We start from the raw sequence: 14,045 nt of genomic DNA, 5'->3' as shown, positions 1-14,045 counted from the left end.
GAGATTCACCAGGAGCGCATACCCGGATGCCGACGTCCCGACCCGGACATGACAGGCTCGTGACACCGACGATCGTGGGGCCCTGCGCACCATGGAGGGTGTTCGGCGTCTCACATGTGGGGAGGTCTTGTGAAGGCTCCCAGCGCCTTTCGCAACGGTAGGCTTGCCGGAACCGAGGCCGAGGAGCCGTGCCCACCGGCGCTCCACAGCTCCCCACGGCCGGTCCATCGCCTCCCGTAGAGAGAAGGACATCGTGACTTCGCACGAGACCCCTCGCCCCATCGGCATCAATCTGCCCAGTCATGCGCAGGATCCGGATCCTGAGGAGACGCAGGAATGGATCGACTCGTTCGACGGCCTCGTCGAGCATCGCGGTTCCGACCGCGCCTCCGAGGTCGTCCAGAGCCTGATCCAGCACGCTCGTGACCAGGATCTGCATCTTCCCGATTCCCTCGCGACCGATTACATCAACACCATCGCGGTCGATGACCAGCCCGAGTACCCGGGTGATGTGGAGCTCGAGAAGGAGCTGCGCAACATCAACCGCTGGAACGCCGCGATGCTGGTGCACCGCGCGCAGGCTCCCGGCATCGGAGTGGGCGGCCACCTCTCCAGCTACGCCTCGATCGCCACGATGTACGAGGTCGGCTTCAACCACTTCTTCCGGGGCCGCAACCACCCCGGCGGCGGCGATCACATCTTCTTCCAGGGTCACGCCTCCCCCGGCATCTACGCCCGCGCCTACCTCATGGGCCGGCTGGGCCAGGAGGACCTCGACGGCTTCCGTCAGGAGTTCTCCAGCGAGCACGGCATGCCGTCGTACCCGCACCCTCGCGCCATGCAGGACTTCTGGGAGTTCCCGACGGTGTCCATGGGCATCGGTCCGGTCGCCGCGATCGAGCAGGCCTCCTTCGACAAGTACCTCACCAACCGTGGCCTCAAGGACACCAGCGAGCAGCACACCTGGGCATTCCTCGGCGACGGCGAGATGGACGAGGTCGAGTCCCGTGGCGCGCTGCACATCGCCGCCAAGGAGCACCTGGACAACCTGACCTTCGTCGTGAACTGCAACCTGCAGCGCCTCGACGGCCCGGTGCGCGGCAACGGCAAGATCATCCAGGAGCTGGAGAGCCAGTTCCGCGGCGCCGGCTGGAACGTCATCAAGGTCATCTGGGGCTCGGGCTGGGATCCGCTGCTGGAGTCCTCGACCGACGGTGCGCTCATCGACCTGATGAACGTCACGCCCGACGGTGACTACCAGACGTACCGCGCCGAGAACGGCGCCTTCATCCGCGACAACTTCTTCGGTCGGGACCCCCGCACGAAGGCCCTCGTCGAGGACCTCTCGGATGACGACATCTGGTGGAAGCTCAACCGTGGTGGCCACGACGCCAAGAAGATCCACGCCGCCTTCCGGGCCGCGATGGACCACAAGGGCCAGCCCACCGTGATCCTCGCCCACACCATCAAGGGCTACCGCCTGGGCAAGAACTTCGCCGGCCGCAACGCGACCCACCAGATGAAGAAGTTCACCCTCGAGGACCTCAAGGCACTGCGCGACACCCTGCGCATCCCGTTCAGCGACGAGCAGCTCGAGAGCGGCAGCGTCTACGACGCGCCCCTGTACATGCCGTCCGACGACACCCCGGTCATGCAGTACCTGAAGGAGCGCCGCGGGGAGCTCGGCGGCCCCGTCCCCTCGCGCAGCACCGAGCACAAGGCGCTGGACCTGCCCGGGGACAAGGCCTACGAGGTGATGCGTCGGGGCTCCGGCAAGCAGGAGATCGCGACCACGATGGCTCTCGTGCGCCTGCTCAAGGACCTCATGCGCGACAAGGAGACCGGCAAGCGCTGGGTCCCGATCGTCCCGGACGAGGCCCGTACCTTCGGCATGGACTCGCTGTTCCCGACGGCGAAGATCTACAACCCCGATGGTCAGAACTACCTGTCGGTGGATCGCGACCTGCTCCTGGCCTACAAGGAGTCCACCTCCGGCCAGATCAAGCACATGGGCATCAACGAGATCAGCTCCACCGCGGCTTTCACCGCGGCGGGCACCTCGTACGCCACGCATGACTTCCCGATGATCCCGTTCTACATCTTCTACTCGATGTTCGGGTTCCAGCGCACCGGCGACTTCTTCTGGGCCGCCGGCGACCAGATGGCCAAGGGCTTCGTGATCGGCGCGACGGCCGGCAAGACCACGCTGGCGGGCGAGGGCCTCCAGCACATGGACGGCCACTCGCCGATCCTGGCCTACACGAACCCCGGCACGGTCATCTACGACCCCGCCTACGGCTACGAGCTCGGCCACATCATCCGTGATGGCCTCCAGCGGATGTACGGCGAGGACGACCGCCTCCAGGAGGTCTTCTACTACATCACCGTGTACAACGAGCCGATGGTGCAGCCGGCCGAGCCCGAGGATCTGGATGTCGAAGGACTCCTCAAGGGCATGTACGTGCTCGAGGAGGCCGCCGATGGCGACGGGCCCGAGGCTCAGCTGCTGGCCTCCGGTGTCGGCGTGCCGTGGGCACGCCACGCCCGCCAGCTCCTGCTCGAGGACTGGGGCGTGCGCGCCACGGTCTGGTCGGTGACCTCATGGGCAGAGATGCGCAAGGACGCCCAGGAGGCGGAGAAGCACAACCTGCTCAACCCCGAGGACCCGCGCACCCCGTGGATCTCGCAGCGCCTGGAGGGCATCGACGGCCCGTTCGTCGCGACCTCCGACTACGACTTCCTGGTGCCGGACCTGATCCGCGAGTGGATCCCCGGCCAGTACGGCGTGCTCGGAGCGGACGGCTGGGGCTTCTCGGACACCCGACCGGCGGCCCGCCGTCACCTGAAGATCGATGCGCACTCCATGGTCGTCAAGGCCCTGCAGCTGCTCGCCCGCGAGGGCAAGGTCGATCCGTCCCTCGTGCGCCAGGCCATCGACAAGTACGACCTGACCAACGTCAACGCGGGCCAGTCCGGCTCGTTCGGCGGCGAGTCCTGATCACCCCACCGGCTCGTCCCTCCTCCGGGAGGGGCGAGCCGGTGGCTGTGTTCTCCCGCCCCGTCCCGGGCCCTCACCTCGCGGGACCCGGCGACCCTGCCTCTCCTTCGTCCTCTTTCTCTTTCTCTCCCTCCTGGAGGTTCCCGTGCTCGCGATCGTCTGCCCCGGCCAAGGGGCGCAGAAGCCCGGATTCCTGAGCCCGTGGCGTGAGCTGCCGGGCGTCGAGCAGACGCTGGCCTCTCTCTCCGAGGCCGGGGGCGTGGATCTTCTGCGCCACGGCACCGAGTCCGATGCCGACACCCTGCGCGACACCGCCGTGGCCCAGCCGCTGCTGGTCGCCGCCGGGATCGTCGCCGCCGCCCAGCTGGGCGCCGACGGGGACCTCCCTGGTGCCGATCTGATCGCCGGGCACAGCGTGGGCGAGCTGACCGCCGCTGCGCTGGCTGGCGTGCTGAGCGATGAGGACGCGATGCGTCTGGTCGCGGTGCGCTCCCGGGCGATGGCGACGGCCGCGGGCGCCGAGCCCACGGGGATGGCCGCCGTCGTCGGCGGTTCCCGGGACGAGGTCCTGGCCGCCATCGAGCGTCATGGTCTGCACCCGGCGAACATCAACTCCGCGGCGCAGGTCGTGGCCGCCGGCTCCCTCGAGGCGATCACGGCGCTCCGCGAGGACGGACCGGCCAAGGCCCGCGTGATCCCGCTGCAGGTCGCCGGAGCCTTCCATACGCCCTACATGGCCGGTGCCCGCGAGGAGCTGGCCACGTTCGCCCCGAGCCTGTCCCCCGCCGATCCGGCCGTCCCGCTGGTCTCGAACGCGAGCGGCGAGATCGTCACGAGCGGCTCGCGCTACCTCGACCTAATCGTCACGCAGGTCGCATCGCCGGTCGACTGGGAGGCCTGCATGGCCGCCCTGCGCGAGCGCGGCGTGACCGCGATGATCGAGGTCGCTCCGGCCGGTACCCTGACCGGGCTGGCCAAGCGGGAGCTCAAGGGCATCGCGCTGGCCAACCTCAACACCCCCGATGACCTCGAGGCCGCCCGTTCGCTCGTGCGCGAGCATGCCGGCGTCGCCCCCACCGCGGACCAGGAGAACTGACATGGCCGTTTCGCTCAAGCCCCGGCCCACCGTGCCGGGTTCGCAGGTCCTCGCCTACGGCGCCGCCCGCGGCGACGTGATCGTGCCCAACGACGACCTCATCGAGCCCATCAATTCCTCGGACGAGTGGATCCAGCAGCGCACCGGCATCATCACCCGCCACCGCGCCAGCAAGGACGTCGGCGTCAAGGACCTCTCCCTGACCGCCGCGAAGGAGGCCATCGAGCGTTCCGGCATCGACCTGGAGACCCTCGACGCGATCATCGTCTCTACTATCAGCTTCCCGTACCCGACCCCCTCGCTCGCCACCCTGCTGGCCGGCGAGCTGGGTCGCCCCGATGTGATCGCCTACGACATCTCGGCCGCCTGCGCCGGCTTCGCATACGGGATCGGACAGGCCGACGCCCTCGTCCGCACCGGCGCCGCCCGCCACGTGCTGGTCATCGGGGCGGAGAAGCTCTCCGACTTCGTCGACCCCACGGACCGCTCGATCTCGTTCCTGCTCGGTGACGGCGCGGGCGCCGCGATCGTCGGACCCAGCGACGAGCCGAAGATCGGCCCCACCGTGTGGGGCAGCGACGGCGACAACTGGAACACCATCCGGATGACCAACTCGCTCGTGGACTTCCGCGACGGGAACGGACCGTGGCCCACTCTCGAGCAGGACGGCCGCACCGTCTTCCGCTGGGCCGTCTGGCACACCGCGAAGAAGATCCGCGAGATGCTCGAGCAGTCCGGGCTGACGGTCGAGGACATCGACGTGTTCGTGCCACACCAGGCCAACATGCGCATCGTCGACGAGCTCGCCAAGCAGCTCAAGCTCCCCGAGAGCGTCGTCATCGCCCGCGACATCGCCGAGACCGGAAACACCTCGGCCGCCTCGATCCCGCTGGCCACCCATCGTCTGCTCGAGGAGGGCGCCGCGAAGAGCGGTGACGTGCTCGTGCAGTTCGGGTTCGGCGCCGGTCTGGCCTACGCCGGACAGGTGCTGGTCCTCCCCTGATCACCGCGGCGTGCGGGCGGGCTGTCGCCCGCATCACGCCACCCGGGCCACATCGTCGCCGCTGCCGGAACACCGGCTGCAGCGCGGGTAGTCTGTCACCGCCACACAATCCATTCACCTAAGGAGAACCCCATGGCACACACCGAGAACGAGATCCTCGCGGGCCTGGCCGAGATCGTCAACGAGGAGACGGGTGTCGCGACCGAGGACGTCCAGCTCGCGAAGTCCTTCACCGACGACCTCGACATCGACTCCATCTCCATGATGACCATCGTGGTCAACGCCGAGGAGAAGTTCGACGTGCGCATCCCCGACGAAGAGGTCAAGAACCTCGCCACCGTCGGCGACGCCGTCAAGTTCATCGAGGGCGCGCAGTCCTGACCCCCTCCTGACGCCCGGGACGCTTCTGTCCCGGGCGTCGCCGTTCGCTCCACGCTCCCCGACCCGGAGGTCCGCCCGTATGTCCGCTTCCCGCTCTCGCGTCGCCGTGACCGGTCTCGGCACCGTCAATCCTCTCGGCGGCGACATCGCTTCCACCTGGGAGGCGGCCCTGGCCGGGACGTCGACCGCCCGCACGCTGGACAACGACTGGAAGGAGACCTACGGCCTGTCCGTGGACTTCGCCTGCCAGGTCGTTCCGGGTGCCCTCGACTCCCTCACGCGGCCCGAATCCAAGAAGCTGGACCCCTCCGGCCAGTACTCGATGGTCGCGGCCCGTCAGGCCTGGGCCGATGCCGGCTCCCCCGAGGTCGAGCCCGAGCGGCTCGGTGTCGTGGTCGGCACCGGGATCGGAGGCATCTGGACCACGCTGGACCAGTGGGATGTGGTGCGTGAGCGCGGCGCCCGTCGGGTCAATCCCTTCACCGTGCCCATGCTCATGGCGAACTCCTCGAGCGCCCAGATCTCCATGGAGCTCGGCGCCCGTGCCGGTGCGCACACCCCGGTCTCGGCCTGCGCCTCCGGCGCCGAGGCCGTCGCCCTGGGCATGAGCATGATCCGCGACGGCCGGGCCGACGTCGTCGTCGTCGGAGGCACCGAGGCGTGCATCCACCCGATGACGCTCGCCGCCTTCGCGAACATCCGTGCTCTCTCGGGCCGCGTCGACGACCCGCAGACCGCCTCACGGCCCTACGACGTGGACCGTGACGGCTTCGTGCTGGGCGAGGGCGCCGGCATCCTCGTCCTCGAGAGCGAGGAGCACGCCGCCGCACGCGGAGCGCGCGTGTACGCCTACGCCTCCGGTCGCGGCATGGCATCGGACGCCCACCACATCTCCGCCCCCTCTGCAGAGGGCCAGGCCCGCGCGGTGCGCGAGGCGATCGGAAATGCGGAGATCTCGGCGAAGGACATCGTGCACGTCAACGCGCATGGCACGTCCACCCCGCTCGGAGACATCGGCGAGCTCAACGCCGTGGCGACGGCCCTCGACGGTGTCACCGACCAGATCGTGGTCACGTCCACGAAGTCGATGACCGGGCACCTGATGGGTGGCGCCGGCGCGCTCGAGTCGATCTTCTCGACGCTCGCGGCGTACCACCGCGTCGCCCCGCCGACGATCAACATCCAGAACCTCGATCCCGAGACCCCGATGCGGATCGCGCAGAACACCCCGGTGGATCTGCCCGGCGGCGACATCGCCGTGCTGAACAATGCGTTCGGCTTCGGCGGTCACGACATCGCGGTGGTCTTCACCAGCGCCTGATCCTCGGCGCTCCACCCCGTGCACGGGGCACGACGCACAGAACGCGGCTGCCGGACATGATCCGGCAGCCGCGTTCTGGGCTCAGGGCTCAGGGCTCAGGGCTCAGGGCTCAGGGCTCAGCTGACGCGATGCAGCCAGCGCATCGGGACGCCCTCGCCGGCGTGTCGGTAGATCTCCAGCTCCTCGTCCCAGGCTTCGCCGAGCGCGATCGACAGCTCCCGGCGCAGGGCCCCGGCATCCTCGCCGGCGCGGTCCATGCACCCTCGCACATGGTCCTCGGTGAGGACGGCGTTGCCGGCGCGATCGGTGGCCGCGTGATAGATGCCCAGCTCCGGGGTGCAGCTCCAGCGGGCGCCGTCGCTCGAGACGGTCGCCTCCTGGGTGACCTCGAAGCGCACGTCGTGCATTCCCCGCAGGGCGCTGACGAGCCGGGGGCCGGTGTCGTCACGGCCCCGCCAGGTCAGCTCGGCGCGCACGAGGCCGCGGCCCACGTACTGCTCCTCCCAGCGAATGCGGGAGGGCGTGCCGAGAACTCCGTTGGCGGCCCACTCGATATGTGGTGCGAGGGCTCGCGGCGCGGAGTGAATATAGAGAACGCCCTGAGTCATCTCGTTCCTTCCGGTCTCCGATACGTCTTCCCCAACGAATCGGAACCGCCCGGGTGGTGTGAGATGCCGGACTGCTCATGCTTCTACTGCTGATGCAGAGCTTAGAGGGTTTCCCTGATCTGGCGCAATGCCTTCTTCTTGACCGAGCGCTCGAGCCCGTCGATGTAGAGCTCGCCGTCGAGGTGGGCGACCTCATGCTGGATGAGACGGGCGGTGATGCCCTCGCCGGCCAGCTCGATCTCCTGGCCCTCGACGTCGATGCCCACGCAGCGCGCGAAAGCGGCGCGGGTGCGCGGGAAGAACAGGCCCGGCACGGAGAGGCAGCCCTCGTCGTCGTCCTGCAGCTCGTCGGAGAGCTCCACGATGACCGGGTTGAGGATGCAGCCGATCCCGTGGTCCTCGAGGTTCCAGGAGAACGCTCGCAGGCTCACGCCGATCTGGTTCGCGGCGACCCCGGCGCGGCCGTCGTCGTCGACCGTGTCCATGAGGTCGCGCACGAGGCCGCGGGTGCCGTCGGTGATCGTACGGATCGGATCGCAGGTGGTGCGCAGCACCGGGTCTCCGACGACGCGGATCGGGCGGATGCTCATGCGTCCTCCTGCCCGCCCAGGTCGTCGACCCCGAGGATCGTGTGGGTGACCTCGGTGCCGGGGACGACGGTGCGTTCGACGGTGCATCCGGCGGCCACGGCGCGTCCGAAGACCTTCGCGACCGACGCGATCTCGGCTTCGGTGAGGCCGTCCAGGGGCAGCTGGACCTCTTCGTTGATACGGGCGTAACGGTTCTCGGAGTCGTCGGAGTCGCCGTGCGCCCACAGCCGCATCGCGAAGTCATCGCCGAGACGGCGGGCGAGGTTGACGTCGGAGGTCATCCCGGCGCAGCCGATGAGTGCGAGCTTCAGGAGCTCGCCGGGGCTGATCTCGCCCTCGCCCTTGCCGATGGCGATCTCGACCCCGCGCTGGTTGCGACCCACCAGGGTGCGCGGACCCGATCGGTCCGCCCAGACGCTGTCGGGACCGGCGGAGTCCGGGATCGGGAAGACCTCATCGGGGTCGGCGGGCATCGTGCTCTCCTTCGCGAGAACCATCGGGCGGGAACAACGCAGCCCCGGGGAAATCCCCGGGGCTGCGTACCTGCTGTGGCTCCCGCAGTTGGACTTGAACCAACAACCCTTCGATTAACAGTCGAATGCTCTGCCGATTGAGCTATGCGGGATCGACCTGAGCAACAGTAGCAGGACTCCTCGGTGGTCGCACCTCCGATTGCGGCTCCGACCGGCGAGTATGACCTATCTAACCCCGGGCGGGAGGGGTGCTCAGGACCGGCTCTGCCTCCGGATCGGTTGACGCGCGCACGAGGAGCACGGGTTCGATCGCCCTGACTTCGCCGGCTTCGGCTCCGGGTGCTCCGGACGCTCCGGGGGCACCGGAAGCGGTCGTCGAGGGGACGTCCCCCTGGGGGCGCTTCCTGCTCGCCGCGATGACCTCCAGCAGGCGGGACGCGGCGAGTCGGCCGTACTCGACGGCCGAGCGGCCGATCGCGGTGATGGCCGGGCGGTGCATACGTGCCAGCGCGGAATCTTCGTAACTGGCCACAGCGATCTGCTCGGGCACCCGGATCCCGCTCTCCAGCAGCACATGGATGCCGGCCAGGACCATCTCGTCGCTGTCGAAGATGATCGCCGTCGGAGGCTTCGTGGCGGTGAGCAGCTCGGCCGTGGCGACCGCCGCATCCTGCGCGCCGTATCCGGCGTCCTGGAGGGTCCCGTCGATGCCGTGCTCGGCGCAGCGGTCGAGGAACGCCCGATCGCGCTGTGCCGTGTGGAGGAACTCGGCGGTGCCGGCGACACGCGCTATCCGAGAGTGCCCGCGGGAGGCCAGATGGTCCACGAGCAGGTTCGTCGCCTGGGCATCGTCGACATAGACCGAGGGAAGAGAGCCATGATGCCCGGGCCCGCCCACGACGAGCGCGGGCTGGCCGATCTTCTCCAGGGCCGAGATCCGTGGATCATCGACCCGCAGGTCCACCATGACCACGCCGTCGACGCGTCGCTGGGCGAACCATCGTCGGTAGGTCTCGATCTCCGCCTCCGGCGACTGCACCATCTTCATCTGCAGCGAGTAGTCCTGGGCGCTGAGCACCTCCTGCAGCCCGGCGGTGAACGCCCCGAAGAAGGCCTCGTTGCCGAGCACCTCGGCGGGGCGTGCGAGGACCATGCCCACGGTGAGCACGGGTGCTCCGGCAAGTGCCCGCGCTGCGGGCGAGGGCTCCCAGTCGAGCTCCCGGGCGATGTCCATGATGCGTTCGCGGGTGGCGTCGGAGACGCCCGGGCGGCCGTTCACGGCGAGGGAGACGGCAGCGGAGGTCACGGCGGCCCGCCGAGCGATGTCTGCGATCGTGACCCGTTGGCCCCTGCCGCTGCCGCGTGCTCCGGACGTGCTGCTGGTGGACATGGCAAGGCCTCCTGAATAGACAGTTCAGCGCACCGCCCCGAACGCCTCTACTTGAGCGCTATAGTAACAGTTGGACGATATTTTCTCCGCTGATCCTGCGGGTGGTTGATCGTGCTCCACCCGCGATCCTGCCCCCTGCAGGGCGACCACCACACCTGTTCGACGGAAGGACGAGGATGTCTGCCTCCGCCCCAGACTCGACCGGCGCCCGCCCGGTGCGCTTCGGCGTGAACTACACCCCACGCCGAGGGTGGTTCCATTCCTGGCTCGACCTGGACCTCGACGCCGTCGGCGAGGACCTCTCGGCGATCGCCTCGCTCGGCGCGGACCACGTGCGGATCTTCCCGTTATGGCCGCTGCTCCAACCCAATCGCACGCTGATCCGGCCCCGGGGCCTGGACGACGTGCGCGCCGTGGTCGACGTCGCCGCAGCCGTGGGCCTCGATGTCGTCGTCGACGCACTGCAGGGCCATCTGTCGAGCTTCGACTTCGTCCCCAGCTGGCTGACCACCTGGCATCGCCGCAACATGTTCACGGATCCCGAGGTGGTGACCGCCAGCGCCGCGCTGGTGCGCGCACTGGCGGATCGTGTGGCAGACGCCCCGAACCTGCTGGGCCTCACGCTCGGCAACGAGGTCAACCAGTTCTCCGCCTCGAACCACCCCGATCCGGACGCCATCGACGTCGCGCAGGCGAGCGCATGGACCTCGACGCTGCTGGGAGCCGCTCGTGACGGCGCGCCGCGCGGCATGCACACGGTCGCGAACTACGACGCCGCCTGGTTCATGGACGACCACGCCTTCACCCCGGACCAGTCCGCTGCGCTCGGTGACGCCACTGTGGTGCACTCCTGGATCTTCGACGGCACGGGTCAGCGCTACGGCGCCCGCTCCTACGAGGTCGCGCACCGCGCCGAGTACTACCTCGAGCTCGCCCGGGCCTTCTCCCCCGCACCGCAGCGTCCGCTGTGGCTGCAGGAGGTGGGCGCTCCGCGCAGCATCCTCGAGGCGAAGGACGTGCCCTGGTTCGTGCGCAGCACCGTGGAGACCTCCCTGGACTGCCCCGAACTGTGGGGCATCACCTGGTGGTGCTCGCACGACGTCTCCCGCGATCTCGCGGACTTCCCACCTCTGGAGCACACGCTCGGGCTCTTCGACGAGCACGGGCGGATCAAGGGGGCCGGCGAGGCCTTCCGCGATGCGATCGCCGGTGCCCGGGAGTCCACTCCCCCGGCGCCGCGCGGCCGGGCGATCGCCCTGCCCGTCGGCCCCGATCCGCTGCTCCGCCGCAGCGCCGCCGCGCCTGGCGGCTCGGTGTTCGAGGAGTGGATGGACGCCTCCCGAGCCGGGGAGCGGCCCACCGTGGAGGTCGTGCGCGAGCGCGCCGACGTGACGGCCGGGGACACCCGCACCGGGGGCGCCGCGGCCACTCGGGTGGGTGCCTGAGCAGACGCTGAGCGTCGTGCGGAGCGACTCGCGCCGCACGCCTGCTGTCGTCACCCCGAACGCGGCGAGGCGCCGCATCTCTCCAGGTCACAGGGCGTGACCATGGTAGATTCGTCGCGGCCCTGCAGAGGGCGCACGGCCCAGTAGCTCAGCTGGTTAGAGCAGCGGACTCATAATCCGTCGGTCGCGGGTTCAAGCCCCGCCTGGGCTACGAAACAGCAGGTCAAGCGGTATTTTCTGCGGAAACCCGGATGCTCAAATCGCTCCGATCAGACTTTTGTCAGGCTTTTGATTCCGCTGAAGTCCGAGCTGGAGGACGCCCCAGCGCCTCCGGTCCACACTCCGGAACGCCGTGAGTGGTGTAGATCCGCTCCGCAACCTGAACCGTGTGTCCCCTGATGGACTCATGGTCCATGCGGGACAAGCCTGCCTACTCGAGTCGCTCCGAGATGCCCGGCGAGGTGCTGCGGAAGATCGCCCACAACCCGGCGACGGCCGAGGTCACGCTCGAGCACCTGATCGACCTCGACCAGCGGTGGCCGAGCATCCGTCCGCTCCCCCGGCGACCGCAGAGACGGTCGCCCAGTGGCTCGGTACGGTGGCGATGTCGGTCGCGTGACCATGCCGGGCTGGGGAACAGAGAGTGGAGGGTAGATCGCGCTCGGCTGCTTGAACCGTCCGCTGACTCGTCTCAGGTCTCGTAGCTGCTCAAGAAGCCGCGAATCCGGTTCTTCACGAGGGCATGCTGATAGGGCAGCAGATCGCATCGCGCCTGGAGTATTGGGAGTTTCAGCATGCCTGTTTGGAGGAGTGCGTTGACGAAGGCCAGATCTTTCGGGCGGTGCGCTCCGAGCTTGGCGATCGCGAGATCGTGCGGTTCCAGGAAGTGAGGATCGGCTGGGTCAGATGATCGCAGCGGCCAGCTGATCAGCCTGTCGCGCCAGCCTGATGGCAGGTATGTCGCCGTGTCGACGTGCACGCCTTCCGCGTAGACGCCATTGGCCTGGTGGAACTGGGACATCTCGCCGATGGCGGCTTCGACGTCATCTGCCTTAGCGCGGTCCGGATCGTCGAGGAACCCGATGTCGGCCTCGATGGACGCGGTGGCGGCGGCTGGGAGGTCGTCCTCGTCATAGGTGCCCAGGATGGATTGGGAGCCGATGACCAGGACGTCGCGATCGCCGGCCACGTCGCACGCGGCGCGAAGAAGGTGGGCGAGATCGGTGCGTCTCACGCGGCCGCGTGCTCGCGATCCCAGTGCTCACGGAAGGAACGCAGCACCTGGCGTCGTTCCACATCGGAGAGCACTCCCGCAAAGGGACTGTTCTGACGAAGTTCGCTGGAGACCTCATCGGTGCCGACGAGCACCGGAACGACAGAGTCCACGCCGCCTTCGATGACCTGCTCCCACTGCTGGAGGTAGCCAGTCGCCAGCCCGTCCTCACGGTGGACGGACTTCCAGCTGCGCAGGTTAGACCTCGCCGTGTCGAGCACGGATGAGGGGTCGATCATGAGGTGACCGAGCAAAGCGCGGTGCAGCCACAGGCTCTTCGCCTGCTCGCGCGTGAGCAGAGGCGTGATCATGCGCTCGACGTCGGAATGTCGGATCCGTCGGTGGGTTCCGGCGCGGGTGCAGGGTAGTTCGCCGCGATCGCAGAGGTCGACAACGTGCTGACGCGAGACGCCGAGCATGGTCGCTGTCTCGCCGGTGGTCAGCCAACCGTTGGTGGTCATGTCGCCATTCTACCGCTAAACACCATAAACACAACGGCGCCGTTTTCGGCGCGCACACCATCGCCACAGCGGAGCAAGCGTGCGGCGACCGTGGAGCAAGGGCGCGGCGTCCGTCCGCGATAGCATGATCGTCCCGCAAGAGCACGACTTCGCGCACTGGCGCAGAGCACTGGGGTGGACGTACGGAGGTGGCGGCGTGGCGCTGACGCACTGGGGACTGATGCGCCAACAGGCGGCTTCGCGATCTGGCGTGCAGCCTGGATTCGACGCCACGTCGCGAGCTTCCACCGATGCGCAGCGCCGTACCTGCCGCACTCCCGTGACCTCGAGGATCCGAGGATCCGCGGCGCCGAGCTGCCCGAGCTGCCCGAGCTGCCCGAGCTGCCCGAGCTCAGCGCAGAGTGACAGCGATCAGGCGCGAGTGACGGTGGTCCTGACCGGGGTCGGGTTCTGGAAGATGTCGAGCACCGGGCAGTGGGCATCGACCGCCTCACGCAGCTCGTCGTAGCGTTCGTCCGTCTCCGGTCCGGAGAGCTCGATGTCGAGACGCACCTCGGAGAACCCGGCGCGCACGGTCTCGTCGGCGCCGAACAGACGCGCCGCGTCCAGATCGGCCTCGGCCCTGATGACGATGTCGTCGAAGGCGATGCCGAGCTGCTGCGCGTAGAGACGATAGACGACGACCTGGCAGCCGACGAGCGCTCCGAGTGCGTATTCGACCGGGCTGGTCCCGGCGTCATCGCCGGCCAGCGCTGCGGGCTCGTCGACGATGAAAGAGTGCGTGCCGGCGCGAACGGTCGTGGCCACCGAACCGGCGCCGACGCCGTCGACCCCGTAGGACAGATGGCCCTTCGTGCGATCGGCATCCAGTCGCTCAGCCCACGCGCCCCCGGCGCTGGTGAGGCGGGCGGCGCGATCCTCGGCGGAGATCTCGGGGACGGTGGAGCGGATGCTTGCTGTGGTGGTCATGTCGCCGACGATAGAAGCGTCGGACGTGGGCACCAAG

At 68.6% G+C, this 14,045-nt stretch carries 14 protein-coding genes and 2 tRNA genes; 8 read left to right on the top strand and 8 right to left on the bottom strand.

The genetic code is table 11. The features are described from left to right. Window positions 1-253 precede the first annotated feature (253 nt). From aceE to ACT3T5_RS04540, 5 genes are all read left to right on the top strand, one after another. Complete coding sequence (gene aceE, locus ACT3T5_RS04560) at window positions 254-2,998, top strand: pyruvate dehydrogenase (acetyl-transferring), homodimeric type (protein ID WP_444576914.1); 2,745 nt, start codon at window positions 254-256, stop codon at window positions 2,996-2,998. A 145-nt stretch (window positions 2,999-3,143) separates the two neighbouring features. Continuing rightward, a complete protein-coding gene (locus ACT3T5_RS04555; protein ID WP_444593716.1) occupies window positions 3,144-4,094 on the top strand; it encodes an ACP S-malonyltransferase in 951 nt (316 codons plus the stop codon). 1 nt (window position 4,095) lies between these two features. After that, window positions 4,096-5,097 carry a beta-ketoacyl-ACP synthase III gene (locus ACT3T5_RS04550; RefSeq protein ID WP_444576916.1) on the top strand — a complete coding sequence of 334 codons (1,002 nt, stop codon included), beginning with the start codon at window positions 4,096-4,098 and terminating at the stop codon, window positions 5,095-5,097. Window positions 5,098-5,229: 132 nt separating this feature from the next. Further along, entirely contained in the window at window positions 5,230-5,478 is a 249-nt protein-coding gene (locus ACT3T5_RS04545) for an acyl carrier protein (RefSeq protein ID WP_193119399.1), read from the top strand. Window positions 5,479-5,557: 79 nt separating this feature from the next. After that, window positions 5,558-6,799, top strand: a complete 1,242-nt coding sequence (locus ACT3T5_RS04540; RefSeq protein ID WP_444593715.1) for a beta-ketoacyl-[acyl-carrier-protein] synthase family protein — start codon at window positions 5,558-5,560, stop codon at window positions 6,797-6,799. Between the two features lie 116 nt (window positions 6,800-6,915). Here the strand turns inward: ACT3T5_RS04540 and ACT3T5_RS04535 are convergent, their stop codons facing one another. The 5 genes from ACT3T5_RS04535 to ACT3T5_RS04515 all read right to left on the bottom strand — a co-directional run bounded on the left by ACT3T5_RS04535 (window position 6,916) and on the right by ACT3T5_RS04515 (window position 9,860). Then, window positions 6,916-7,407: a DUF3145 domain-containing protein gene (locus tag ACT3T5_RS04535; protein ID WP_444576917.1), complete on the bottom strand. Its 492-nt coding sequence runs from the start codon at window positions 7,405-7,407 to the stop codon at window positions 6,916-6,918. 101 nt (window positions 7,408-7,508) lie between these two features. Continuing rightward, window positions 7,509-7,997 carry a peptide deformylase gene (locus tag ACT3T5_RS04530; RefSeq protein ID WP_444576918.1) on the bottom strand — a complete coding sequence of 163 codons (489 nt, stop codon included), beginning with the start codon at window positions 7,995-7,997 and terminating at the stop codon, window positions 7,509-7,511. After that, window positions 7,994-8,470 carry an OsmC family protein gene (locus ACT3T5_RS04525; protein WP_444576919.1) on the bottom strand — a complete coding sequence of 159 codons (477 nt, stop codon included), beginning with the start codon at window positions 8,468-8,470 and terminating at the stop codon, window positions 7,994-7,996. The genes ACT3T5_RS04530 and ACT3T5_RS04525 overlap by 4 nt, the downstream gene beginning before the upstream one ends. Window positions 8,471-8,546: 76 nt before the next feature. Next, window positions 8,547-8,622 (bottom strand) — tRNA-Asn (locus ACT3T5_RS04520). A 77-nt stretch (window positions 8,623-8,699) separates the two neighbouring features. After that, window positions 8,700-9,860, bottom strand: coding sequence for a LacI family DNA-binding transcriptional regulator (locus tag ACT3T5_RS04515; RefSeq protein ID WP_444576920.1), 1,161 nt, complete (start codon window positions 9,858-9,860; stop codon window positions 8,700-8,702). A 176-nt stretch (window positions 9,861-10,036) separates the two neighbouring features. On the opposite strand from ACT3T5_RS04515, the gene ACT3T5_RS04510 reads away from it, so the two are divergent. Continuing rightward, window positions 10,037-11,305: a glycoside hydrolase 5 family protein gene (locus ACT3T5_RS04510; RefSeq protein WP_444576921.1), complete on the top strand. Its 1,269-nt coding sequence runs from the start codon at window positions 10,037-10,039 to the stop codon at window positions 11,303-11,305. Window positions 11,306-11,442: 137 nt separating this feature from the next. Further along, window positions 11,443-11,516, top strand: a tRNA-Ile gene (locus ACT3T5_RS04505). Between the two features lie 480 nt (window positions 11,517-11,996). Here the strand turns inward: ACT3T5_RS04505 and ACT3T5_RS04500 are convergent. Next, window positions 11,997-12,539, bottom strand: coding sequence for a DUF6036 family nucleotidyltransferase (locus tag ACT3T5_RS04500; protein WP_443335235.1), 543 nt, complete (start codon window positions 12,537-12,539; stop codon window positions 11,997-11,999). Then, a complete protein-coding gene (locus ACT3T5_RS04495) occupies window positions 12,536-13,039 on the bottom strand; it encodes a helix-turn-helix domain-containing protein (protein WP_444576922.1) in 504 nt (167 codons plus the stop codon). The genes ACT3T5_RS04500 and ACT3T5_RS04495 overlap by 4 nt, the downstream gene beginning before the upstream one ends. 174 nt (window positions 13,040-13,213) lie before the next feature. On the opposite strand from ACT3T5_RS04495, the gene ACT3T5_RS04490 reads away from it, so the two are divergent. Continuing rightward, on the top strand, window positions 13,214-13,444 hold the full coding sequence (locus tag ACT3T5_RS04490) for a hypothetical protein (RefSeq protein WP_444593714.1): 231 nt from the start codon (window positions 13,214-13,216) through the stop codon (window positions 13,442-13,444). Between the two features lie 6 nt (window positions 13,445-13,450). Here the strand turns inward: ACT3T5_RS04490 and ACT3T5_RS04485 are convergent, their stop codons facing one another. Beyond that, a complete protein-coding gene (locus ACT3T5_RS04485; protein WP_444576923.1) occupies window positions 13,451-14,008 on the bottom strand; it encodes an OsmC family protein in 558 nt (185 codons plus the stop codon). Window positions 14,009-14,045 lie beyond the last annotated feature (37 nt).

This window comes from Brachybacterium sp. AOP3-A1-3, from assembly GCF_052378285.1.
Taxonomy (GTDB): Bacteria; Actinomycetota; Actinomycetes; order Actinomycetales; family Dermabacteraceae; genus Brachybacterium.
Note: the sequence above shows the minus strand (reverse complement) of the source record. Positions and strands in the feature narration are given on the sequence as shown.

What these genes read in the sequence shown, in the direction of transcription:
- ACT3T5_RS04550 (WP_444576916.1), top strand. Translation starts at nt 4,096, where the DNA reads ATGGCCGTTTCGCTCAAGCCCCGGCCCACCGTGCCGGGTTCGCAGGTC.
- ACT3T5_RS04545 (WP_193119399.1), top strand. Translation starts at nt 5,230, where the DNA reads ATGGCACACACCGAGAACGAGATCCTCGCGGGCCTGGCCGAGATCGTC.
- ACT3T5_RS04540 (WP_444593715.1), top strand. Translation starts at nt 5,558, where the DNA reads ATGTCCGCTTCCCGCTCTCGCGTCGCCGTGACCGGTCTCGGCACCGTC.
- ACT3T5_RS04535 (WP_444576917.1), bottom strand. Translation starts at nt 7,407, where the DNA reads ATGACTCAGGGCGTTCTCTATATTCACTCCGCGCCGCGAGCCCTCGCA.
- ACT3T5_RS04530 (WP_444576918.1), bottom strand. Translation starts at nt 7,997, where the DNA reads ATGAGCATCCGCCCGATCCGCGTCGTCGGAGACCCGGTGCTGCGCACC.
- ACT3T5_RS04525 (WP_444576919.1), bottom strand. Translation starts at nt 8,470, where the DNA reads ATGCCCGCCGACCCCGATGAGGTCTTCCCGATCCCGGACTCCGCCGGT.
- ACT3T5_RS04515 (WP_444576920.1), bottom strand. Translation starts at nt 9,860, where the DNA reads ATGTCCACCAGCAGCACGTCCGGAGCACGCGGCAGCGGCAGGGGCCAA.
- ACT3T5_RS04510 (WP_444576921.1), top strand. Translation starts at nt 10,037, where the DNA reads ATGTCTGCCTCCGCCCCAGACTCGACCGGCGCCCGCCCGGTGCGCTTC.
- ACT3T5_RS04495 (WP_444576922.1), bottom strand. Translation starts at nt 13,039, where the DNA reads ATGACCACCAACGGTTGGCTGACCACCGGCGAGACAGCGACCATGCTC.
- ACT3T5_RS04485 (WP_444576923.1), bottom strand. Translation starts at nt 14,008, where the DNA reads ATGACCACCACAGCAAGCATCCGCTCCACCGTCCCCGAGATCTCCGCC.